The organism is Halobacillus alkaliphilus, from assembly GCF_900113125.1.
Taxonomy (GTDB): Bacteria; Bacillota; Bacilli; order Bacillales; family Halobacillaceae; genus Halobacillus; species Halobacillus alkaliphilus.
Genome location: NZ_FOOG01000003.1, coordinates 1 through 21684, shown reverse-complemented (window position 1 = coordinate 21684; position 21684 = coordinate 1). Strand labels below are relative to the sequence as shown.

The following is a 21684-nucleotide window of genomic DNA, read 5'->3' as shown; positions in this document are numbered from 1 at the left end:
GCCTTCTCGTATTCCCATTATAGAATAACATTCTTTTCATAATGAATGGTAATGTTTTAATCCCTGTTCTTGAGCCCTATTCTACAATCGAAATGAATATCTTCGATTTTGACTTTACCATTAATTCTAGTTTGAAACAATTAATTAATTGTTAAAGTAGCTCGAATGACGTCGATATTTTAATCATTTGGCGACTGTCGTCCAAAATAAGGAAATTAATTTATAAAAAGCGGAGTTTTACAAAATAAAACACTGAATGCGGCCTCGAATCGTTGAAAGTTATTATAGCCATATTTTTGTAAAATACTCCCTAGTCAAATGAAGTATTTGGACCAGGAATCAACCTTGTGAAAAAAGTACAATCGTTCATTATAGGCTCAATCTCCGGTATAATAGAAGTGTGAGATATTTCAGAACATTAAACTGGGGGCGAAAATTTAATGAGTACATATGAAAAAGCTTGGTTTCCATCGGAAAGTCAAATCAGAGCTACACGACTGTTTAAATGGATGCAAAAACTAGGATATGACAACTATGATGTATTCCACCAAAAATCAATTGAAGATATTGAATGGTTCTGGGATGAAGCCTTGAAAGAACTAGGAATAGAATGGGATCAATCATATGAAAAAACCGTGGATTTATCCAGTGGAATAGCTTATCCTAAGTGGTTTACCGGAGGAAAGATGAATGTAGTTCACAACGCTCTTGATAAATGGGCTTTGGATGACACAAAAAAACATGCCGTTGCCCTCTATTGGGAGGGTGATGATGGAGACACGATTCAATACACTTACGAGGAGTTATACAAAGAAGTAAATCGTGTCGCAAATGGACTAAATAAACTGGGGATTGTTGAAGGAGATATTATTACGCTTTATATGCCTATGATCCCAGAGACTCTCATATCAATGCTTGCTGTTTCAAAAATTGGTGCTGTATTCTCCCCTGCCTTTTCAGGCTATAAAGCAGATGCAGTTGCTACCAGAATTCAAGCCGCCCGTTCCAAAGCTCTCATTACAGCAGACGGCTTCTATAGAAGAGGAAAGACCATACCTATGAAGATGGAGGCAGACCTCGCCTGTGATCAATGCCCTTCTTTAGAACATGTTATAGTGGTCGAGCGCGCTTCCTGTGAAATTGAATGGAATGAATACCGGGATACCCAATGGTCTCGTTTGCTTGAAAATGAAACCGTTTACAATACGAAGAGCATGGAAGCAGATGACCCTTTTATGATTATCTATACATCCGGTACAACAGGCAGACCAAAAGGGGCTGTGCATACACATTCAGGCTTTCCAACTAAAGCAGCTTTTGACGCTGGAGTGTGCATGGATGTCACAAAAGATGACACGCTTTTTTGGTACACAGATATGGGATGGATGATGGGTCCCTTCCTCGTTTATGGCGGCCTGGTTAACGGTTCCTCTATCGTCATGTTCGAAGGAACTCCGGATTTTCCGAACCCTGATCGTTTATGGAGTTTAGTTGAAAAATATAAAGTGACCCATTTAGGTATCTCACCTACACTCGTGCGGTCGATGATGAAGCATGGTGAAGAATGGATTAAGAAACATAATTTAAGTTCACTTAAACTAATAGGCTCCACAGGAGAACCTTGGAATCCTGAGCCATGGTACTGGCTGTTCAAGCATGCAGGTAACTCTGACGTTCCCATCTTTAACTATTCAGGCGGCACCGAAATCTCTGGCGGAATCCTTGGGAATGTGCTTGTTAAGCCTATACAGCCGGTTACATTCAATGCTGCTCTACCTGGCATGGACGCAGATGTTTATGATGAATCAGGGGATTCTCTCAAGAATCAGGTAGGAGAATTAGTGCTGCGGAAACCCTGGGTAGGAATGACCAGTGGTTTCTATAATGAAAATAAACGCTATGAAGAAACCTATTGGACCCGATTTAAAGATACCTGGGTACATGGTGACTGGGTTATTCTTGATGATGAAGGTTTTTATACGATAACAGGCCGCTCCGATGATGTCCTTAATGTAGCTGGTAAAAGGCTTGGTCCTGCAGAAGTGGAATCTGTGCTGGTTGAACATCCTTCCATTACAGAGGCAGGGGTGATCGGCATTCCTCATGAAATCAAAGGTGAAGAAGCAGTAGCATTTGCTGTTCTTAATCCTAATATTGAAGGATCAGAGCAACTAGTAAACGAACTTAAAAGCCATTTAGTTGAAAAGTTAGGAAAGGCCCTGGCTCCTAAAAAAGTGTACATTGTTGATGATCTGCCTAAGACTAGAAATGCTAAAGTTATGAGAAGAGCGATTAAATCCGCTTATTTAAATAACCCAGCAGGTGATTTGAGTGCTCTTGAGAACCCGAACACCATAGAACAAATACAAAGGATAGGCAAAAAATCATCTTTATCTACCTAAATAAAAAACATCTCCTGATCAAGTAGATCAGGAGATGTTTTTTTATACAGGATAGACCCCGTGTTTTCTTTCCGTAAAGGTAACATCTTTATTTTGATAAGCTTCGTATCGAGTGGAAAGTTCTTCTCGCAGCCGGTCAGGCTGGATAATATCATCGATCACCAGCTCAGATGCTAAGCGATAAATATCGATATTTTCTTTGTATTCTTCGTGTTTCTCTTTAATAAACGCAGGTCTTTCTTCTTCAGGAAGTTCAGCTATTTTATTTGCATATACCGCGTTCACAGCCGCTTCAGGACCCATAACAGCAATTTGAGCTGTCGGAAGAGCTATACATGCATCCGGCTCAAAGGCAGGTCCTGCCATAGCGTAAAGCCCAGCTCCGTAAGCTTTTCTTACAATAACGGAGATCTTAGGAACGGTCGCTTCACTCATAGTTGATAACATTTTGGCTCCGTGGCGAATAATACCTGCACGCTCCACCTTCGTTCCAATCATGAATCCAGGAATATCTACCAGGAATAATAAAGGGATATTAAAGGCATCACAAAGCTGTATAAATTTAGCGGATTTATCGGCTGAGTCCGGAAACAGCACCCCGCCCTTCGCTCTAGGCTGATTAGCAATGATACCGACCACGCGACCATCTATTCTCGATAAACCGGTAATAAGTTCCGGAGCGAATTTCTTTTTAATTTCGCAAAAAGAATCTTCGTCGATAATACGGTCAATTAACTGGTACATATCAAAAGGGGCATTCTGATTTTCTGGAATCAATTCTTCTATGGACTTTTCGAATGCTACAGGGTCAATACTTTCTTTTTGAGCCGGAGCTTTTCGATAATTCGCCGGAAAATAGCTCATGTATTTCCGTGCGAATGATATAGCTTCCTGCTCATCCTTAGCAAGTACGTCCCCACATCCCGAAACGGAGCAATGCATTTTTGCGCCTCCCATCTCTTCAAGGGAAACTTTTTCTCCAATCACTTTCTCCGCCATTCTAGGAGATCCCAAGTACATCGATGCATTCCCGTCAACCATGACTACAATGTCGCAAAAAGCAGGTATGTAAGCTCCTCCAGCGGCAGAGGGTCCAAATAACAAACAGACTTGTGGAACCCGTCCGGATAACTTTATCTGGTTATGAAATATACGGCCGGCTCCCCTTCGATTGGGAAACATCTCTACTTGATCGGTGATTCTTGCACCGGCGGAATCTACGAGGTAAAGCATCGGAAGCTGCAGTTTCATAGCTGTTTCCTGTATTCGAATGATTTTTTCAACAGTGCGTGCTCCCCATGATCCTGCTTTAACAGTAGAATCATTGGCCATAACACAAACCTGTTCTCCATTGATTTTCCCTATACCTGTGACCACTCCATCTGCTGGAAGTTTATCATCCTGGTTGTTGGCAAAAAAGGCATCTTCAATATTTAAATCATCGTCGAACAATAATTGAAGACGCTCTCGTACAAACATTTTTCCTTTTTCTGCATTTTTAGCATGATACTTTTCTGCTCCACCCGAGGAAATATGCTTTCTTTTTTCTTCTAACGTCTGATTCTTCGCCATCTTTTCCCCTCCTTACTTTCCTTTATAATCTGGTTTCCTTTTCTCTTTGAATGCTTTCAGGCCTTCCAGACGGTCTTCCGTGTCAATCGTCTTTTGATAGCACTCCTTTTCAATTTGAAGCCCTGCAGATAATTCCTTATCATATCCGTCATGGATAGCTTTTTTAGCCTGTCTAAGCGCAATAGGCGCATTGCGTGCAATGGAGAACGCAATATCCTTTGCTTCTTCTAACAGTAATTGCGGCTCATACACATATTCCGCAAGTCCGATCGCATGAGCCCTCTGAGCTTCAATGGGGCGTGCCGTGTAAATCATTGCTTTCGCTTTTCCAAGTCCAATTAACCGGCTGAGTCGCTGGGTTCCTCCCGCTCCAGGTATAATTCCAAGAGAGGTTTCAGTGAGCCCCACTCTTGCTGAATTACTCATAATGCGCAAATCACAAGCTAAAGCAAGTTCAAGCCCTCCTCCAAAAGCGACCCCATTAATCACGGCGATGGTAGGCACGGAGATTCGTTCAATCAATTGGATGGTATCACCGATTTTCTCAACCGTTTGGATAACTTCCTGCTCGGACATATCCGCGCGTTCCTTTAAGTCAGCTCCAGCGCAAAACACTTTCGTTCCGCTTCCAGTAATTAATACTGCCCGCACGTCGTCCCGCTGATTCACTTCTTTTGCTCGAGCTGCTAACTGATCCAATAATTCCCTGGAAAGAGCATTTGCCGCTTCTGGACGATTTAAAGTTAGTAATAAGACGTGCTCATTTACCTCTTTTAACGTAACAAGTTCGCTCATCTCACAGCCTCCTTTCTTACCTGGATCTTTCTATTTGCATCACGTGACTGGCTAGCGGTTTATTTAAAGTATCTTGAATAAATGAAGCGGCCTGTCTGAGTTTCTGTTCATCTATTCCCGTCGATACCTCCATCTGGTGCAGCATATGAACGAGGTCCTCGGTAGCAAGATTGCCTGAAGCACCCTTTGCATAAGGACAGCCTCCAAGTCCACCGAGAGAACTGTCAAACGTGGTAATCCCATGATTTAACGACACAAGCACATTCGCGAGCGCCATTCCTCTCGTATTATGAAAATGCATAGCTATATCCTTGAAGGGTAACTGCTTCTGAATTTCATGTAAGGACTTGTCCACCTGTTTAGGATTTGCAACCCCGATGGTATCCCCTAAAGAAAGCTCATCTATGCCCATATCAAGCATATGCTTGCTCACGTCTATGACCTGTTCAATCGGAATATTTCCTTCATAAGGACAGCCAAAGACGGTCGATAAATACCCGCGGACCGTTTTCCCCGCACCCTTTGCTTCCTGAACGACTTCCCGCAGGACAGGATAGGTTTCTTCAATCGACTTGTTTATATTTTTTTTATTATGACTTTCACTGGCTGACATGAACACAGATACTTCATCTACGTCTGTTTCCAGCGCCGCTTCAAGCCCTTTCATATTGGGTACCAGGGCTGCGTATGTTATACCAGGTTTTCTCTCAATAGATGAAGCTACTTGTTTCGCATCCTTTAACTGGGGAATCCATTTCGGATGGACGAAAGAACTGAATTCAATGTAGGAATAACCGGCTTCTGACAATTGATTTATCCAGGAAATTTTATCTTCTGTCGGAACTTCCCTGGACTCATTCTGTAGTCCATCCCGGGGTCCGACCTCTTTGATCGTCACTTCTTCTGGTAACTCCAGCATAATATCCGCTCCTGTTATTCAATAATGGCAATAACGTCGCCTTCATTTACGAAATCACCTTCACTGACCTTTAGTTCTTTTACACTTCCTGAAGCTTCAGAAGGGATGGGTATTTCCATTTTCATAGATTCTAAGATAGCAATGTCCTGCCCTTCACTGACTTCTTCGCCCTGCTGAACGACTAATTTCCATACACTTCCTGCCATTGATGCTTTTACTTCATTCATAATTCATCTCTCCTTATTGGTTGGTTAACGTAGGTAAGTAATAATCCCGGATAAAGGTTGTTTTTGTATTTCCTTTTTTAAATTGGTCGTGAGTAATAATTCGTTTTAACATGGTTAAGTTCGATTTAATTCCTTCAATTTCATATTTATGGAGAGCCTTTGCCATCAGATCAATCGCCTGCTCTCTTGTCTCGCCATGTACCACCAACTTCGCAATCATAGGGTCGTAAAACGGGGTAACCTTCGAACTCCCGTTTACAGCCAGTTCATGGCGGATGTTTTCACCTTCTGGTAATTCCAGTTTTGTAAGCTGGCCCGGAGAAGGGTAAAAGGTATTCGGATCCTCCGCATAAATACGAACTTCAATCGCATGACCTTGAATCGAAAGATCTTCCTGTTTAAGAGAAAGAACCTCATTCGAAGCGACTCTTAACTGCTGCTCCACCAGATCTACACCTGTAATTTCTTCTGTTACTGGGTGCTCCACTTGAAGACGGGTATTCATTTCAAGAAAATAATAGTTTTCCTGCTCGTCTACCAAAAATTCAATGGTTCCTGCATTGGAATAACCAAGTCTTTCTACAGCTTTTAATGCACTTTCTCCCATTTGACGTCGTGTTTCCTCTGAAAGCACTGGGGAGGGAGCTTCTTCCACAACTTTTTGGTGACGTCTTTGAATCGAGCATTCCCTTTCAAATAAATGCACAGCATGGCCATGATGGTCAGCAAGCACTTGCATTTCGATGTGTCTAGGATTTTCAATTAATTTTTCCATAAACATTTTCCCATCGCCGAAAAACGTCTGGGCACGCTTGGAATTCCCCTCAAAAGCTTTTTCAAGCTCTTCATCCGAATAGACCGCCTGCATGCCAATGCCGCCTCCACCTGCTGCCGCTTTTAGCATGACGGGATAACCAAATGACTGAGCGATAGATAAGGCAGCTTCCGCTGATGCTACCGCTTCATCTGTCCCGGGTACGATCGGCACACCAGCCTGACTCATCTCATGACGAGCCGCAATTTTGTCCCCCATCTTAGCAATGACTTCTGGTCTTGGTCCTATAAATACAAGCCCGGCCCGGGTTACTTTTTCAGCAAACTCAGCACTTTCACTAAGAAGCCCGTAGCCGGGATGAATGGCCTGTGCACCGGATTCCTTGGCCACTTTCAAAATCTTATCGATGTTTAAATATGATTCGTTGACCCTTGGTTTACCTATTAGATAACTTTCATCCGCTTCTTTTACATAAGGGGCCTCCTGGTCTGCCTCTGAATAGACGGCCACGGTACTAATATTCATCTGTTTGCACGTACGTATGACACGAGCTGCTATTTCTCCTCGATTGGCAATAAGTATTTTCGTAAACACCATTCTCCACCCCTTTTTTACGATTTCAAATCCATCATGTCCAGCGCATCTTCCCTCAGTTTAAACTTTTGAATTTTCCCGCTCGCTGTCATCGGATACTCATCTGTAAACATGATGTATCTTGGAATTTTATGCTTGGAAATTTGACCCTCGCAAAATTCGCGGATATCGTTTTCTTCGATTGACTTTCCTTCCTTAGGAATGATCCAGGCCATAATTTCTTCACCATATTTCTGATCGGGAACACCGACCACTTGAACATCCAGCACATCTGGATGCTGATATAAGAACTCTTCAATTTCCCTTGGATATACGTTTTCACCACCTCGAATGATCATGTCTTTCATCCGGCCGGTAATTTCAATATACCCATCCTCATCGATCACGGCGATATCACCCGTATGAAGCCATCCTTCAGAATCGATGGCCGACTCGATAGCTTCCTGGTTCTTATAGTAGCCCTCCATAACGAGATATCCCCTTGTACAGAGTTCTCCAGGAATCCCCGCTTCTGCTTCATCTCCAAGAGCCGGATCAATGATTTTGACTTCTACGTTAGGATGCGCCTGTCCGACACTGGAAACGCGAAGTTCAATCGGGTCATCCGCCTTGGTTTGTGTAATAACTGGAGAGGATTCCGTCTGACCATAGGCAATGGTAATCTCCTCTGCCCCCATATCCTCGATGACACTTTTCATGACTTCCATTGGACAGGTAGATCCCGCCATAATTCCTGTACGAAGAGTGGTAGGCTTCCAGTCATTAAATTCAGGATGATTGAGTTCTGCAATGAACATCGTAGGCACTCCGTGAAGCGCTGTACAAGCTTCTTCTTTTACCGCTTTTAATACCTGTAAGGGTTCGAATTGCTCAAGAATAACCATAGTGGCTCCTTTAGATACAGCAGCAAGCGTTCCCAATACACAGCCGAAGCAATGGAAAAAGGGAACAGGAATGCATAAACGATCTTCATTGGTAAGTCTCATGCAGTCCGCAACCTGATTCCCATTGTTGACGATATTATAATGGCTCAGCATCACACCTTTAGGAAAACCTGTGGTTCCTGACGTGTATTGCATGTTGATCACATCTTTATAAGAGAGGGAGCTTTTACGCTCTGCTAATCTTTCATCACTTGTAGACCGGCCCATTCCGACCAGATCTTCCCACGTGTAACACCCTGGATGCTCTTTGTCACTTAACGTAATGATATTTTTTAAATGAGGGAGCCGCTCACTCTGAAGATCTCCTTTCAATGATGAAGAAAGCTCCGGGCAGATCTCTTTCAAAATATCAATATAAGATGTGCCTCTAAAATCTTCCGCTAGTATTAAAGTGGTCGCATCCGATTGTTTTAGAAGGTATTCGAGTTCCTGTGCTCTGTAATTCGTATTCACGGTTACAAGTACCCCGCCCATTTTTCCTGTGGCAAATTGGGAAAGAAGCCATTCCGGCTTATTATCAGACCATATGGCTACGTGCTCTCCCTTTTCAACCCCTAACGCCATGAGTCCTTTAGCTGTTTCATCAGCCATGTCGTTAAATTCCTTATAGGTTTTTCGAAGCTTCTTCTCAGGATAGACGAAAGCTTCCTGATCGGGATACTGACGAGCCTGTTCCTCTAAAAGTTCTCCTACGGTCGTTTCTAAAAGGGACATATACATTCCTCCTCTTTATTTATTAGCAGCCTAACTGACGGGCGATAACCAAACGTTGAATTTCAGACGTTCCCTCTCCAATTTCAAGCAGTTTAGCATCCCGTAGAAAACGCTCTACTTCATATTCCCTCATATATCCGTATCCCCCGTGTATTTGAATAGCTTGATTGGATGATCGGAAAGCGGTTTCAGAAGCGAACAGCTTGGCATACGCTGATTCTTTCGTGAAGTTCTTCCCTTGATCTTTTAACCAGGCAGATTTTAGTACCATATTACGTGCAAGTTCTACTTCCATCGCCATATCTGCTAATTTAAACTGAATGGCTTGAAAACTGGAGATTGGCTGGCCAAATTGTTTTCTTTCTTTTGCGTAAGCAAGAGCACGATCCAAGGATGCTTGCGCAATACCGACGGCAAGAGCAGCAATAGAAATCCTCCCTCCATCAAGCGTGTAAAGGAACTGCTTAAAACCTTTATCAGGATCTCCAAGCAGATTTTCCTTAGGCACTTTCACATCTTCCAGGATGATTTCTGAAGTGTTGGATCCACGGACGCCCATCTTTTCATAAGGACTGCTGATTTTCATGCCTGGAGTATCTTTAGGGATGATAAAAGCCGAAATAATATTTTTACCATCTTCCCGTTTTCCGGAAACCGCTGTAACGGTAATAGACCGAGCATACTCCGCATTCGTAATCCAACACTTTTCTCCGTTTATGACGTAATGATCTCCTTTAAGTTCAGCTCGTGTTTTCGTTCCCCCTGCATCAGAACCAGCATTCGGTTCTGTTAGTCCAAAAGAAGCAAGTGCTTCTCCCTTAGCCAGTGGAGTTAAGAATTCCTGTTTTTGTTCTTCTGTACCGAAATAATAAATGGGGCTCGCTCCTAGAGAAACAGCCGCTGCATAACTAAGTCCTGTAGAACCGCAGACACGACCAATTTCTTCGACAGCCAAAGCATAAGTAACCGTGTCCCCACCGGATCCTCCATATTCTTCTGGAAATGGAATACCAAGCAGCCCCAGTTTCCCCATCTCCTTAAAAATATCTTCTGGAAATTCCGCTTTTGTATCAATATCTACCGCACGCGGATGAATAACCTCCTCAGCAAAATCACGAACCATTTTTCTAGTCATTTCCTGTTCTTTCGTCAACTCAAAATTCATATGATTCCTCCTTAGAGAATTAAGACCGACTGGTTGGTCGGTACGTAATCAAAAAAATAAATGAAAGCGTTTACTTATTTTCATAAAAAAAAGGAACGTGGAGCAGTCGATTCAAGTAATCCGTGTCTTCTTTCCCAGGCAGTAAAAAGTGTAAAATCAGATCCGTGAAAACATCTGAAATCTCATGGATCGAATGTGGACCATCCCGTTTATACCACTTATAAATCCAGTTCACCATTCCCAGTATCGCCATACCTGTAATAGACACTGGCAGTTCTTTGCGAAAATGTCCCGACTCCTGTCCTTCTTCGATGACTTGAAAAACCATTTTTTTAAATTCATCACGTTTTTGCTTAATCTGTCGTTCGTATTCAGGTTTAAGATAATTGCTCTCCTGATAGAACACAGAAATATGAGGTTTGTATAGATCAAAAACTTGAACAAACGCATGAATGATAGCTTGAATCTTTTTGACAGGAGATGAGTGAATCACATTGGCTGATTGAGCTTCTTTCAATACATATGTAATAAAGGTATCGTGAATGACGAAAAGGAGTTCGTCTTTGGAGCTGAAGTGATGGTAAAAACCGCCTTTAGACGTACGGGATAATTCTACAATTTGATTGACACTCACACCGTGAAAACCATAGCGATCGAATAATTCAAGCGAGGTTTGAATTATGTCTTCTTTTAAATCTCTCATACACCATCCCCAATCCGCTGAACTTATATTCATTTTAGCATAACTTTTTGAAAATACAAACGAATCTAAGGAAATATTGGAAGTAAATAACTTTTGAAATATAGTAAAAGACAGCCTCCAAAGAGACTGTCTTCTGATTAATTAATCACTATCTGGGTTCTCGGATTGAAACGGATTTTCATAAACAGGTTTAACCCACGCTTCGGATATTTTACCATTCTGGTCTGTATCCATAACGTAAGAGCCGTTACTGTACCGGTCATTAGCTTTGAAGTCCATTACGTTCAGCGTAATCGATTTCTCTTTTTCCGTTTTCAATATCACCTGATCATCTCGATGGACTAGATGAACATCAATCAGGCGGTGAGGATTGTTTTTTAATTCACGGAGCATAATAACCCCCCGTTTAGCACGAGAAGCTTTTTCAAATTCTTTCAAGCGCATACGTTTAACTGCAGCACGATGTGTAGAAAGAAATACGGAAGGGTCTTCATCTTTTCTGAAGATCTGCCCTGAAATGACCTCTTCTTCTTCTTTTAAATGAATAGCTTTCACCCCGGCAGCACGCTGACCCACAGCATTAACTTCCTCCTCGGAATACCATAGACCATAAGCCTTGTTACTAGCAATAAAGATTTCGGAATGACCATCTGTCACGTGGACATCCACAACTTCATCATTATCTTTTAAATTAATAGCTACGAGAGCCTTGGAATGTCGCTGAGCCTGGTACAGCTTCAATTCACTTTTCTTTACCATCCCGTTTTTAGTGAAGAAAAGTAAATACTGGTCTTCCTTGAACTCGCGGACCGGGATAGCTTCCACGATATACTCATCTTTCTCCACCTGGACAATATTCGAAATATACTGCCCTAAATCCTTCCACCTGATGTCTGGAAGTTTATGAACAGGCAGGAACAGGTATTTACCGAGATTCGTAAACAACAAAATAGTATCCGTTGTATTAATTTCAAGTAGCCTTAAGAGATGGTCGCCATCTTTTAAAGCGAAATCTGCTCCGTTGGAGGCTGCGTATGACCGAAGGCTTGTACGCTTAAGATATCCGTCTTTTGTAACAGAAACAAGTACGTCTTCGCTGGCTACCGTTACTTCAAGATCAACTTTAAGCTCTTGCACTTCATTTTCTATATTGGTTCTCCGGTCCTCGCTGTATTGTTTTTTCATGCTCCTGAGGTCGGACTTGATAACTTTCATTAGCTCATGTTCACTGGCAAGTAGTTGCTCTAAATAAGATATTCGTTTGCGCAGCTCGTCCGCCTCCGCTTCAAGAGCCGTAATATCCGTATTCGTTAAACGATAAAGCTGAAGCGTGACGATGGCCTCTGCTTGAGCTTCTGTAAACGAATACTGATTCATTAATTGCTGCTTGGCATCCTGCTTGTCCTTAGAGCCACGGATCGTCGCTATAACTTCATCTAGAATCGAAATGGCTTTAATCAGACCCTCCAAAATGTGCGCTCGTCTTTTAGCCTTGTTCAGGTCATAGACGGATTGACGAGTGACAACTTCCTTCTGGTGGGATATATACGCATCCAGCATCGTTGGCAGACTAAGAAGTGTAGGGGTCCGATCATGGATAGCTACCATATTAAAACTGTACGATATTTGAAGATCTGTATGCTTATAAAGATAGTTAAGCACACCTTCACTATTGGCATCTTTTTTAAGCTCAATAACGACCCTGAGACCTGTACGATCTGTTTCGTCACGTACTTCAGAAATCCCTTCCACCTTACGATCAATTCGCAATTCATCCATCCGCTTAACCATAGTAGCTTTATTAACTTCAAAAGGAATTTCGTCGATGACAATCTGCTCTCGTCCGCCGCGGACTTCCTGTATTTCTGCTCGTCCTCTAAGTACGATTTTTCCTTTCCCGTTCTCATACGCTTTCTGAATGCCTTCCACACCCTGAATCGTACCGCCAGTTGGAAAATCGGGACCTTTCATCTTGGTCATTAGTTCGGGTACCCCTGCACTCGGTTTATCAATCTTCATAATAACCGCATCTATAACCTCGCCAAGGTTGTGGGGTGGAATTTCGGTGGCATAACCAGCCGAAATACCTGTAGAACCGTTCACAAGAAGATTAGGAAATTTAGCGGGAAGAACGGTTGGTTCTTCTATCGTATCATCAAAGTTTGGGATAAATTCTACCGTTTCTTTTTCAATATCCCGCAGCAGTTCTGATGAAATAGCGGAAAGTCTCGCTTCGGTGTAACGCATGGCGGCTGGCGGATCCCCGTCCACACTTCCATTATTTCCGTGCATTTCCACGAGAGGTTTCCGTAATTTCCATGTTTGGCTTAAACGTACCATCGCTTCATATACGGAAGAGTCTCCGTGTGGATGATAATTACCAATTACAGTACCGACTGTTTTAGCCGACTTCCTGTATGCCTTATCATGTGTATTTCTTTCCTGATGCATTGCATATAAGATACGACGCTGCACGGGTTTTAAACCGTCCCTCGCATCGGGAAGAGCACGTTCTTGAATAATATATTTACTGTACCGTCCAAAACGATCTCCAAGAACTTCTTCCAATGGTAAATCTAAATACTTCTCTGCCTCTGCCAACAGAATATCCCCCTTTTATGTTTGAATTTTGTCGTTTTCCAAAATATTAGCTTCGTCTTCCATACCGAAAGCGACATGGGATTCAATCCATTTGCGGCGAGGTTCTACTTTATCGCCCATCAATGTGGTTACACGCCTCTCTGCGCGTGCCAGATCATCTATCGTTACCCTGATCAAAGTTCTGGATTCCGGATTCATCGTTGTTTCCCACAACTGATCAGCGTTCATTTCCCCAAGACCTTTATAACGCTGAATGGTATAGCCGCTCTTGAACTCTTTAAGAAGCTTATGCATTCCTTCTTCATCCCAGGCGTATTCGGTTTGTTCTTTCTTGCCTTTGCCCTTAGAAACCTTATAAAGCGGTGGAAGAGCGATGAAAATTTTCCCTGATTCGACAAGCTGTCTCATATAACGGTAAAAGAATGTCAGCAGTAAAACTTGAATGTGGGCTCCATCCGTATCCGCATCCGTCATAATGACAATTTTATCGTAATTACAGTCTTCCAGGGTGAAATCTCCGCCAACACCTGCACCGATGGTATGAATAATGGTGGAAATCTCCTCATTTTTAAAGATATCAGCTATCTTCGCTTTTTCAGTATTGATAACTTTTCCTCTTAAAGGGAGAACCGCTTGGAATTTACGGTCACGTCCCTGCTTAGCAGAACCTCCTGCAGAATCACCCTCTACAAGGTAAAGTTCATTTTTTTGAGGATTTCTGGACTGAGCAGGTGTTAACTTCCCACTGAGCAAAGTATCTTTTCTTTTTTTCTTTTTTCCGGATCGTGCGTCTTCACGAGCTTTACGCGCAGCTTCTCTTGCTTCCTTCGCTTTTACAGCTTTCTTAATCAGCATAGAAGCTACATCAGGATTTTCTTCAAGAAAATAAGATAACTGTTCAGCCACTACAGCGTCCACCGCTGAGCGTGCTTCTGAAGTTCCTAATTTACTTTTGGTCTGGCCTTCAAACTGAAGAAATTCCTCAGGGATTCGAACAGAGATCACTGCGGTGAATCCTTCACGAATATCGTTTCCTTCCAGGTTTTTATCTTTTTCCTTAATTAATTGAGCACGACGGGCGTAATCATTAAAAATTCTTGTAATCGCCGTTTTAGCACCTGATTCGTGCGTACCTCCATCTTTTGTACGGACATTATTAACAAAGGAAAGGATATTCTCTGCGAAACCATCATTGAATTGGAATGCGAAATCAGCTTCGATGTCTTTATAGCTTCCCTCGAAGGATACTACGGGGTGAAGAGTGTCTTTCTCTTCATTGAGGTAAGAAACGAAGGATTCAATACCATCATTATACTGGTAAACCTCTTTAACCTTTTCACTGCGTTCATCAATTAGATTGATCCGGAACCCTTTCAACAGAAAAGCAGCTTCCTTCAAACGCTCCGATAAAGTTTCGAAATTGAATTTCGTCACTGAAAATATTCCTGGATCCGGTTTAAAACGAATGGTAGTCCCGGATTTTCTAGTCGCTCCTTTATGCTCCAGAGAAGTCACGGGAAGGCCTCCGTTTTCAAAACGTTGATAGTATTTTTCTCCATCCCTGCATATATAGACTTCCAGCCATTCAGATAAGGCATTTACTACAGAAGCTCCGACGCCATGGAGACCTCCGCTTGACTTATAGCCTCCCTGTCCGAACTTCCCTCCTGCGTGAAGCACAGTCAAAATCACTTCGGGTGTAGGCTTTCCTGTCTGATGCATTCCAGTCGGCATTCCTCGTGCTTCGTCCTCTACCGAAACACTGCCGTCTTTATGGAGAGTCACAGTCATTTGATCTCCGTGTCCAGCTAACGCTTCATCTACGGCATTGTCTACGATTTCATGTACTAAGTGATGGAGGCCACGGTGGTCCGTAGATCCTATATACATCCCCGGTCGTTTTCGGACTGCCTCCAAACCTTCCAGTACTTGTATGGAATCATCTGAGTATGTTTGATTCTGCTTCGCCAATTTACCATCGGCTCCTTTCTCGTCAACTTCATCTACTACTATAATAGAACAAACGTTCGTTTGTGTAAACGCTCAATAAAAAATGCTGCTTGTTATATTGTAGCGATTTTATAAGGTTTCGCAAACATTATTCTAATATCAACAAGAAAAAACCCCTGTGCAAACAGGGATTTTTTTAAAAAAAGTATATTATTTTTACAAATAAACAGCGTGGGCAACTTTTATACATACGTCCATGATCACGGCCATATCTTTATCTTTTAACTCTTCGTAGGCTTCTTCGTGAATAACCCCCTGCTGACCCCAAAAAGCTTGAGCAGGAATAGCAGAAGCCTCTTTCGCAACGTCAGGAAGAAATTCCGATCTCCTGAATACGTTTATAATATCAATAGGTTCGGTAATATCACTTAACCGAGCAACAGCCTTTTTACCTAATGCCTCATTGATGGTCGGATTAACCGGAATAATGCGGTAGCCCGCTTCCTGCATAGCTTTACTAATCTGGTAAGAAGTGCGGTGTGGTTTGTCTGATAAACCGACAACCGCAATCGTTTTTGATTTTTTTAAAACTTCCGCAATTTTTTCGCGTGAAGGATTTTTAAATGTCATATTATACCTCCTATTCTTCAATTAAGCCTTCGCTCACTAAATACTCACGTGCGACTTCTTCAGGGCTGCGATCTTCATAATCCACTTGATAGTTCATTTGCCGCATTTTATCCCCGGTTATTTTTCCTCCTAATTGATTAAGAGCATCTTTTACTTCAGGATATCTATCTAAAGTTTCCTGCCTCATAAGGGGGGCGCCCTGGTAAGGAGGAAATAGGTTTTCAGGATCTTCAAGTACTTTTAAGTTTAAATCAACCATATAACCAGAAGTTGCGTAAGCATCGATAACATCCACTTGTCCAGTCTTAATAGCATCCTGACGCAGGCCAGGGTCCATCGTTTTTACTTCGTTAAAATCAAGGTCGTACACTTTTTTCATTCCCTGATACCCATCCTGACGATCATTGAATTCAAGGGTGAAACCAGCGGTGAATTGGTCTTCTACTTGATTTAAATCCCCAATGGTTTCTAGGTTGTATCTTTCAGCAAGCTCTTGCGTGGTAGCCACAGCATACGTATTATTAAATTTCATGGGCTCTAAGAACGCCATATCATACGTTTCAGCCATGCCCTCTTTTGCCTGCTGATAAACTTCCTGCGGCTCGTTGCTATCCGCCTGTTCATCAAGCAAGGATACGATAGCCGTCCCTGTAAATTCAGGATATATGTCTATACTGCCCTCCTGCAAGGCACTGAATACAAGATCCGTTTTCCCTAAGTTTGGCTTCAACCCTACAGAAAGATCCGTTTCTTCCTCAATAAGCATTTTATACATATTGATCAAAATAGCAGGTTCTGAGCCCAATTTTGCTCCAAGAACGAGATCATTTTTTGCTTTGCCGCCAAACGCTAATGGACCCACAGCAATTAATGCGGCAATAACTAAAAGACTTACAAGAGAACGGAATCCGGATTTAGCGGATGTTCGCTCAAACAGTCGGAGGATCACATCTAATATAATAGCTAATAGAGCGGCTGGAATAGCTCCAAGAAGGATTAGGTTCACCTCACCCCCGCGGTCAAGTCCAAGAAGAATTAAATCACCTAACCCTCCAGCGCCAATTAAAGCAGCGATGGTAGTTGTTCCTACAATTAAGACCATGGATGTACGAATTCCCGCCATGATGACCGGCATGGCCAGCGGTAACTCTACCCGGGATAAGCGGCGAAATGAATTCATTCCCATCCCCGTAGCCGCTTCCTTTAGAGCAGGATCTACTTCTTTAATTCCTGTGTATGTGTTTCTGAGTATAGGCAGAAGTCCATAAGCCGTTAAAGCAATAACAGCAGGTGTCTGTCCAATACCGAATAAAGGAATTAAAAACGCTAAGACCGCAAGACTCGGGATTGTTTGTAAAATTGCGGTTACACCAATAACCGGCTCAGCAACCTTGTGTTTTCGAGATAATAGTAACCCGAGAGGTACGGAAATGAGCGTTGCAATGACTAAAGCAATAATGGAAATTTGTAAATGTTCCCAAATCTTTTCGAGTAAGACATCCTGTCGTTGAATAAAAACTTCTTTAAATTGATTCATAATTGCCCCACCCCTTTTTCATGGTGGTTTTCTTTCAAGTAAAAGACGATGTCTTTATAAGAGAGAGTACCAAGAAGCTGCTCCTGTTTAACTACCGGCAGCATGGGATAATCTGTTTTTTCAAAAACTGCCGTCGCTTCTTTTAAAGTCATTCCATTTTCCAGTGCCGGGAGATCCATAGGCTTCCCATCATGAACGGCTGTGGCATACGTTCCATCGGGATTTTTTAACGCAAATGTTCCTTTGATCGGGATCGTTCCTTTCTCTAGTTCTTCAAACGGATACATTTGATTTTTTGTCCGGTCCATAATGACGTCCACCGCTGTTTCCCATGGAGTTTTTCGGCTTCCTATAAAGTCTTTCACAAAATCGTTAGCTGGATTTAGTATTAAGTTCTGCGGAGTGTCGAGCTGTACGATTTCACCAGCTTGCATGACACAAACTCTGTCCCCTAGAGCCATGGCTTCATCCATATCGTGAGTCACAAACACAATGGTTTTCTGTATTTCCTGTTGCAGCTGTCTAATATCTTTCTGCAGCTGCTCACGACTGATGGGATCGAGGGCACTAAACGGTTCATCCATTAGTATAATATCCGGGTCTGCGGCTAGAGCCCTTATAACTCCTACCCTCTGCTGTTGACCACCCGATAATTCGCTTGGTTTCCGCTTCCGGTGCTTTTCAGCATCTAACCCCACCATACGCATTAGTTCATCAATACGGTTAGAAAGGTCTTTCTTTTTCCACTTCTTCATTTCAGGAACAATAGATATGTTTTCTTCTATTGTCATATGAGGAAACAAAGCAATTTCCTGTAATACATAACCAATATTCCAGCGGAGCTCGTGAATGTTATATTCTCGAATATCTTTATTATGTATAGTTATTGACCCTTCTGTAGGATGGATCAATCGGTTAATCATCTTCATCATTGTCGTCTTACCGCAGCCACTAGGACCAATTAGAGTTAAAAGCTCTCCGTCCTTCACATGTAAGGCGATGTCTTTAAGAGCCGTGGTCCCATCAGGATACGTCTTCGTTACGTCTTTAAATGTAATCATGGTTTTCCCTCTCTTCATCCTAATAAAATATGAATACTATATTTCCACAATTCCACAATTTCAAACATTTTGCAAAGATTCGAAATCATTTAGAACACATCGAGGAACCACTTATTTATATCTTCTTCATACTAAAACTTTGCGAGAAATTTCTTGTCACACGGTGCTGAATTGGTATAATAGGAAGTTGTTACAGCTTTGAAATTTAGTACATAAGTTTAAATCTATTGATAGTAAATTAAAAAGGCACTCTGAATCCGTTTATCCCTCAAATCAATAAGTTTAACCTTTACAATGAAGCGGCCGGGTTCTTTCCTCAAACCTCTCATGGTAAAATAGAATAAAGCAACGAAGGAGATGAGCGGCATGGAATACGCTTTATTTGCTATTATCGCGTACTTGCTTGGGTCCATTCCATCAGGTCTGATAATAGGGAAATATGGCTACGATACTGATATCAGAGAGCACGGGAGTGGTAATCTGGGCGGAACCAATACCTTTCGTGTATTAGGTATTAAAGCAGGATTAATTGTAACTTCAGCGGATATCCTTAAGGGAACTCTAGCCACAGCTCTTCCTTTATTATTTGGAGCTGACGTCATCACTCTCGTCATTGGAATCTTCGCTGTAATCGGTCATATGTATCCAATCTTTGCAGGGTTTAAAGGCGGGAAAGCGGTGGCGACTTCCGGAGGCGTTATATTGGGAGTGAATCCTATCATTTTCTTTTTACTACTAGCCACTTTCTTCCTGGCTTTATACATTAGTAAATATGTATCTCTATCTTCTATGATCAGTGGTGTCATTGGGATTATTGCTACTCTTATTGCCCGGGACTTTGGGTTGACCATTGTAATTACTCTTTTCACGCTATTCGTGATCTACCGTCATCGGTCGAATATTAAAAGGATTATGAACAAAACTGAACCAAAAATCACTTGGATGTAACCTGCTTTTCACGAGGTCTGTGCAAAAAAGCATAGACCTCCTTTTTTGTGGAAACGATAGTAAGACAACCATAGGGAGAGGTTTTATCCTGTTTTTACCAACACATTAGTAAAAGCATTAAATTGTATAAATAGATTTACATATTGTATACTTTGACTAGAAATGAAGGCCTGAAAGGAGTCTTTTACTATGAACAAAACTGAACTAAATCATAATAAGCAATTACCTTCCAAAGAAGAACGCCACCAATTATTTGGATCTGTGAAACCAGGTCCACGTACAAAACCGGTGGATAAAGATAAAATGGCTGATTTACAAAATTCAAAAAAAGATTTCCTTTTTGATATTGATATGGTGGGAATTTCAAATGTGAAGCACCCTATTCGCATTCCGAGCAAACTGACGCCGGAAATTCAGACAACAATTGGCACGTTCTCCTTTGGTTCCTCCATTAGGAAAGGAAGCAAAGGTACGAATATGAGCCGCTTTACAGAACAATTGGATAAATATCACAATGAAGGATTTGCCATAGATATTGCAACTTTAAAAGGTTTTACCGAGGAACTGGCCGGTCGTTTAAAACAAAAAGATGCTGAAGTGGAAGTACATTTCCCCTGGTTCTTTGAAAGAAAAGGGCCATACTCAGATCTTGCTGGTATGAACTACGCAGATGCTACGATTCGTGATGAATATAAGGAAGAAACCGGGCATGATGTTACGGTTACGTTAACTGGTAAAATTACTACCCTTTGTCCTTGTTCAAAAGAAATCAGTGAATACAGCGCCCATAATCAGCGAGGGAACGTGTCTATGACTGTTACCTTAACGGATGATTTCGACGAGCAGGAAATTGACTGGAAAGCAGCTTTACTTGAGGCGGCCGAAAGCAATGCGAGTGCCCGCATTCACCCAGTTTTGAAAAGACCGGATGAAAAAATGGTAACAGAGCAGGCTTATGAAAACCCACGCTTTGTAGAAGATATCGTACGCCTGGTTGCAGCCGACTTATACGAATATGAATTTGTAGAAGCTTTTACCGTTACTTGCCGAAACGAAGAATCCATTCATCTGCACGATGCGGTGGCCACTCTTAGCTATGATAAAAAACAAGAAGCAGAATAAGGATTTATCCTATGAAGCATGTCATGATAGGCCTTATACAATTTTACCGTAAAGGAATCAGTCCTTTCTTCCCTCCCAGCTGCCGATTTCAGCCTACTTGTTCGGAGTATGGATTAGAAGCTTTTAAACGGTTTGGTTTTTTAAAAGGGTCTTATTTGACCATTAAACGGATCTTAAAATGTCATCCTTTTCATAGAGGTGGCTTTGATCCGGTTCCTGATAAAAACAAGAAAGACAACCACCGCTAATTTCATTGGGGTTGTCTTTCTATTTTATTAGGTTTATCCCTACGCATTTACGGATACAACATAGGAGATGACCATAGAATAGAAGGAGTTGAATAAATTATGGATCTTACCGTCACAGAAGAAGCAGCCAAATGGTATGAAGAAGAATTAGATGTAGATGACAATACCAACCTTCGATTTTATGTCCGTTATGGCGGAACAGGTGGTCTTCAGCCAGGATTTTCTCTAGCGATTCGCATAGAAGAGCCCTCTGAACCTGTTGCGGAAACAAAAGTTGGAAAGATCACTTATTTTATAGAAGAAGATGATGAATGGTACTTCGGAGGTCATTCTCTCCAGGTAGAGTTCAGCTCTAAATGGGAAGAACCAGATTTTCAATATCAATAGCATTCAAACGAACCAGAAACTCCTCTTATTTAATAGCTGAGTTTCTGGTTTTTTAATTCATTGAGACATGCTTACGTCTCTTTAAATCGAGTAGGAGGAGGTGACTAACCTCCGTCCTCTCACACCACCGTACGTACGGTTCCGTATACGGCGGTTTCATAAAATTCAACGTGCATTCAATGATTTCAAACCCATACGTTGCCAATAGTGGTCATTGAGTGTGCGATGGAGAATTGGGCTACTGGCTATACGCCAGTAGCCTTTTCTTGTATTTCCCCATTCGAAGGCTTTCGCCTTTGTCACTCCCAATGCTATTAAATTATTCACTTTTGTCTTAGGCAATTTCCATTCTTTCCATCGAATCATCCGGAGCCTTCTCCTCAGCCATTC

Annotated in this window: 18 protein-coding genes and 1 pseudogene; 5 read left to right on the top strand and 14 right to left on the bottom strand. The window is 42.0% G+C overall.

Annotation, left to right across the window (positions count from 1 at the left end):
* The first annotated feature begins 440 nt into the window (after nt 1–440).
* The gene (locus BMZ06_RS02730) at nt 441–2402 is read left to right on the top strand and encodes an AMP-binding protein (RefSeq protein ID WP_089749917.1); all 1962 of its coding nucleotides are present in this window, start codon (nt 441–443) and stop codon (nt 2400–2402) included.
* A 42-nt stretch (nt 2403–2444) separates the two neighbouring features.
* Here BMZ06_RS02730 and BMZ06_RS02725 read toward each other — a convergent pair whose 3' ends face one another.
* From BMZ06_RS02725 to BMZ06_RS02665, 13 genes are all read right to left on the bottom strand, one after another.
* Nucleotides 2445–3974 carry an acyl-CoA carboxylase subunit beta gene (locus BMZ06_RS02725; protein WP_089749915.1) on the bottom strand — a complete coding sequence of 510 codons (1530 nt, stop codon included), beginning with the start codon at nt 3972–3974 and terminating at the stop codon, nt 2445–2447.
* A 12-nt stretch (nt 3975–3986) separates the two neighbouring features.
* Nucleotides 3987–4769 carry an enoyl-CoA hydratase gene (locus tag BMZ06_RS02720; protein WP_089749913.1) on the bottom strand — a complete coding sequence of 261 codons (783 nt, stop codon included), beginning with the start codon at nt 4767–4769 and terminating at the stop codon, nt 3987–3989.
* Nucleotides 4770–4785: 16 nt separating this feature from the next.
* On the bottom strand, nt 4786–5688 hold the full coding sequence (locus BMZ06_RS02715; RefSeq protein ID WP_089749912.1) for a hydroxymethylglutaryl-CoA lyase: 903 nt from the start codon (nt 5686–5688) through the stop codon (nt 4786–4788).
* Between the two features lie 14 nt (nt 5689–5702).
* Entirely contained in the window at nt 5703–5915 is a 213-nt protein-coding gene (locus BMZ06_RS02710) for an acetyl-CoA carboxylase biotin carboxyl carrier protein subunit (RefSeq protein ID WP_014643402.1), read from the bottom strand.
* Between the two features lie 13 nt (nt 5916–5928).
* The gene (locus BMZ06_RS02705; protein ID WP_089750233.1) at nt 5929–7284 is read right to left on the bottom strand and encodes an acetyl-CoA carboxylase biotin carboxylase subunit; all 1356 of its coding nucleotides are present in this window, start codon (nt 7282–7284) and stop codon (nt 5929–5931) included.
* A gap of 17 nt (nt 7285–7301) precedes the next feature.
* On the bottom strand, nt 7302–8942 hold the full coding sequence (locus BMZ06_RS02700; RefSeq protein WP_089749910.1) for an AMP-binding protein: 1641 nt from the start codon (nt 8940–8942) through the stop codon (nt 7302–7304).
* Nucleotides 8943–8964: 22 nt separating this feature from the next.
* The gene (locus BMZ06_RS02695; protein WP_089749908.1) at nt 8965–10107 is read right to left on the bottom strand and encodes an acyl-CoA dehydrogenase; all 1143 of its coding nucleotides are present in this window, start codon (nt 10105–10107) and stop codon (nt 8965–8967) included.
* Nucleotides 10108–10177: 70 nt separating this feature from the next.
* Nucleotides 10178–10810, bottom strand: coding sequence for a TetR/AcrR family transcriptional regulator (locus BMZ06_RS02690; protein WP_089749907.1), 633 nt, complete (start codon nt 10808–10810; stop codon nt 10178–10180).
* Nucleotides 10811–10951: 141 nt separating this feature from the next.
* Nucleotides 10952–13411 carry a DNA topoisomerase IV subunit A gene (gene parC, locus BMZ06_RS02685; RefSeq protein WP_089749905.1) on the bottom strand — a complete coding sequence of 820 codons (2460 nt, stop codon included), beginning with the start codon at nt 13409–13411 and terminating at the stop codon, nt 10952–10954.
* Nucleotides 13412–13426: 15 nt separating this feature from the next.
* Nucleotides 13427–15382 carry a DNA topoisomerase IV subunit B gene (gene parE, locus BMZ06_RS02680; RefSeq protein WP_089749904.1) on the bottom strand — a complete coding sequence of 652 codons (1956 nt, stop codon included), beginning with the start codon at nt 15380–15382 and terminating at the stop codon, nt 13427–13429.
* 195 nt (nt 15383–15577) lie between these two features.
* Nucleotides 15578–15991 carry a CoA-binding protein gene (locus BMZ06_RS02675; RefSeq protein ID WP_089749902.1) on the bottom strand — a complete coding sequence of 138 codons (414 nt, stop codon included), beginning with the start codon at nt 15989–15991 and terminating at the stop codon, nt 15578–15580.
* A 10-nt stretch (nt 15992–16001) separates the two neighbouring features.
* Nucleotides 16002–17528 (bottom strand): ABC transporter permease/substrate-binding protein, encoded by a 1527-nt coding sequence (locus BMZ06_RS02670; RefSeq protein ID WP_089749900.1) that lies wholly within the window; start codon nt 17526–17528, stop codon nt 16002–16004.
* On the bottom strand, nt 17525–18589 hold the full coding sequence (locus tag BMZ06_RS02665) for an ABC transporter ATP-binding protein (RefSeq protein ID WP_089749898.1): 1065 nt from the start codon (nt 18587–18589) through the stop codon (nt 17525–17527). Before BMZ06_RS02665 ends, BMZ06_RS02670 begins: the two co-directional genes overlap by 4 nt.
* Before the next feature lie 366 nt (nt 18590–18955).
* Here BMZ06_RS02665 and plsY point away from each other — a divergent pair, with 366 nt between their 5' ends.
* The 4 genes from plsY (at nt 18956) to BMZ06_RS02645 (ending at nt 21294) form a co-directional block, all read left to right on the top strand.
* The gene (gene plsY, locus BMZ06_RS02660) at nt 18956–19537 is read left to right on the top strand and encodes a glycerol-3-phosphate 1-O-acyltransferase PlsY (RefSeq protein WP_089749896.1); all 582 of its coding nucleotides are present in this window, start codon (nt 18956–18958) and stop codon (nt 19535–19537) included.
* Nucleotides 19538–19726: 189 nt separating this feature from the next.
* The gene (folE2, locus tag BMZ06_RS02655) at nt 19727–20659 is read left to right on the top strand and encodes a GTP cyclohydrolase FolE2 (protein ID WP_089749894.1); all 933 of its coding nucleotides are present in this window, start codon (nt 19727–19729) and stop codon (nt 20657–20659) included.
* A gap of 11 nt (nt 20660–20670) precedes the next feature.
* On the top strand, nt 20671–20907 hold the full coding sequence (gene yidD / locus BMZ06_RS02650) for a membrane protein insertion efficiency factor YidD (RefSeq protein ID WP_089749892.1): 237 nt from the start codon (nt 20671–20673) through the stop codon (nt 20905–20907).
* A gap of 99 nt (nt 20908–21006) precedes the next feature.
* Nucleotides 21007–21294 carry a HesB/YadR/YfhF family protein gene (locus tag BMZ06_RS02645; protein ID WP_089749890.1) on the top strand — a complete coding sequence of 96 codons (288 nt, stop codon included), beginning with the start codon at nt 21007–21009 and terminating at the stop codon, nt 21292–21294.
* A gap of 165 nt (nt 21295–21459) precedes the next feature.
* On the opposite strand, the pseudogene BMZ06_RS02640 reads toward BMZ06_RS02645, so the two are convergent.
* Nucleotides 21460–21684 (bottom strand): annotated as a pseudogene (locus BMZ06_RS02640) (group II intron maturase-specific domain-containing protein); the annotation flags it as partial.

Coding starts and splice junctions, on each gene's coding strand:
- BMZ06_RS02730 (WP_089749917.1), top strand. CDS start 441: ATGAGTACATATGAAAAAGCTTGGTTTCCATCGGAAAGTCAAATCAGA.
- BMZ06_RS02725 (WP_089749915.1), bottom strand. CDS start 3,974: ATGGCGAAGAATCAGACGTTAGAAGAAAAAAGAAAGCATATTTCCTCG.
- BMZ06_RS02720 (WP_089749913.1), bottom strand. CDS start 4,769: ATGAGCGAACTTGTTACGTTAAAAGAGGTAAATGAGCACGTCTTATTA.
- BMZ06_RS02715 (WP_089749912.1), bottom strand. CDS start 5,688: ATGCTGGAGTTACCAGAAGAAGTGACGATCAAAGAGGTCGGACCCCGG.
- BMZ06_RS02710 (WP_014643402.1), bottom strand. CDS start 5,915: ATGAATGAAGTAAAAGCATCAATGGCAGGAAGTGTATGGAAATTAGTC.
- BMZ06_RS02700 (WP_089749910.1), bottom strand. CDS start 8,942: ATGTCCCTTTTAGAAACGACCGTAGGAGAACTTTTAGAGGAACAGGCT.
- BMZ06_RS02695 (WP_089749908.1), bottom strand. CDS start 10,107: ATGAATTTTGAGTTGACGAAAGAACAGGAAATGACTAGAAAAATGGTT.
- BMZ06_RS02690 (WP_089749907.1), bottom strand. CDS start 10,810: ATGAGAGATTTAAAAGAAGACATAATTCAAACCTCGCTTGAATTATTC.
- BMZ06_RS02675 (WP_089749902.1), bottom strand. CDS start 15,991: ATGACATTTAAAAATCCTTCACGCGAAAAAATTGCGGAAGTTTTAAAA.
- BMZ06_RS02670 (WP_089749900.1), bottom strand. CDS start 17,528: ATGAATCAATTTAAAGAAGTTTTTATTCAACGACAGGATGTCTTACTC.
- BMZ06_RS02665 (WP_089749898.1), bottom strand. CDS start 18,589: ATGATTACATTTAAAGACGTAACGAAGACGTATCCTGATGGGACCACG.
- plsY (WP_089749896.1), top strand. CDS start 18,956: ATGGAATACGCTTTATTTGCTATTATCGCGTACTTGCTTGGGTCCATT.
- folE2 (WP_089749894.1), top strand. CDS start 19,727: ATGAACAAAACTGAACTAAATCATAATAAGCAATTACCTTCCAAAGAA.
- yidD (WP_089749892.1), top strand. CDS start 20,671: ATGAAGCATGTCATGATAGGCCTTATACAATTTTACCGTAAAGGAATC.
- BMZ06_RS02645 (WP_089749890.1), top strand. CDS start 21,007: ATGGATCTTACCGTCACAGAAGAAGCAGCCAAATGGTATGAAGAAGAA.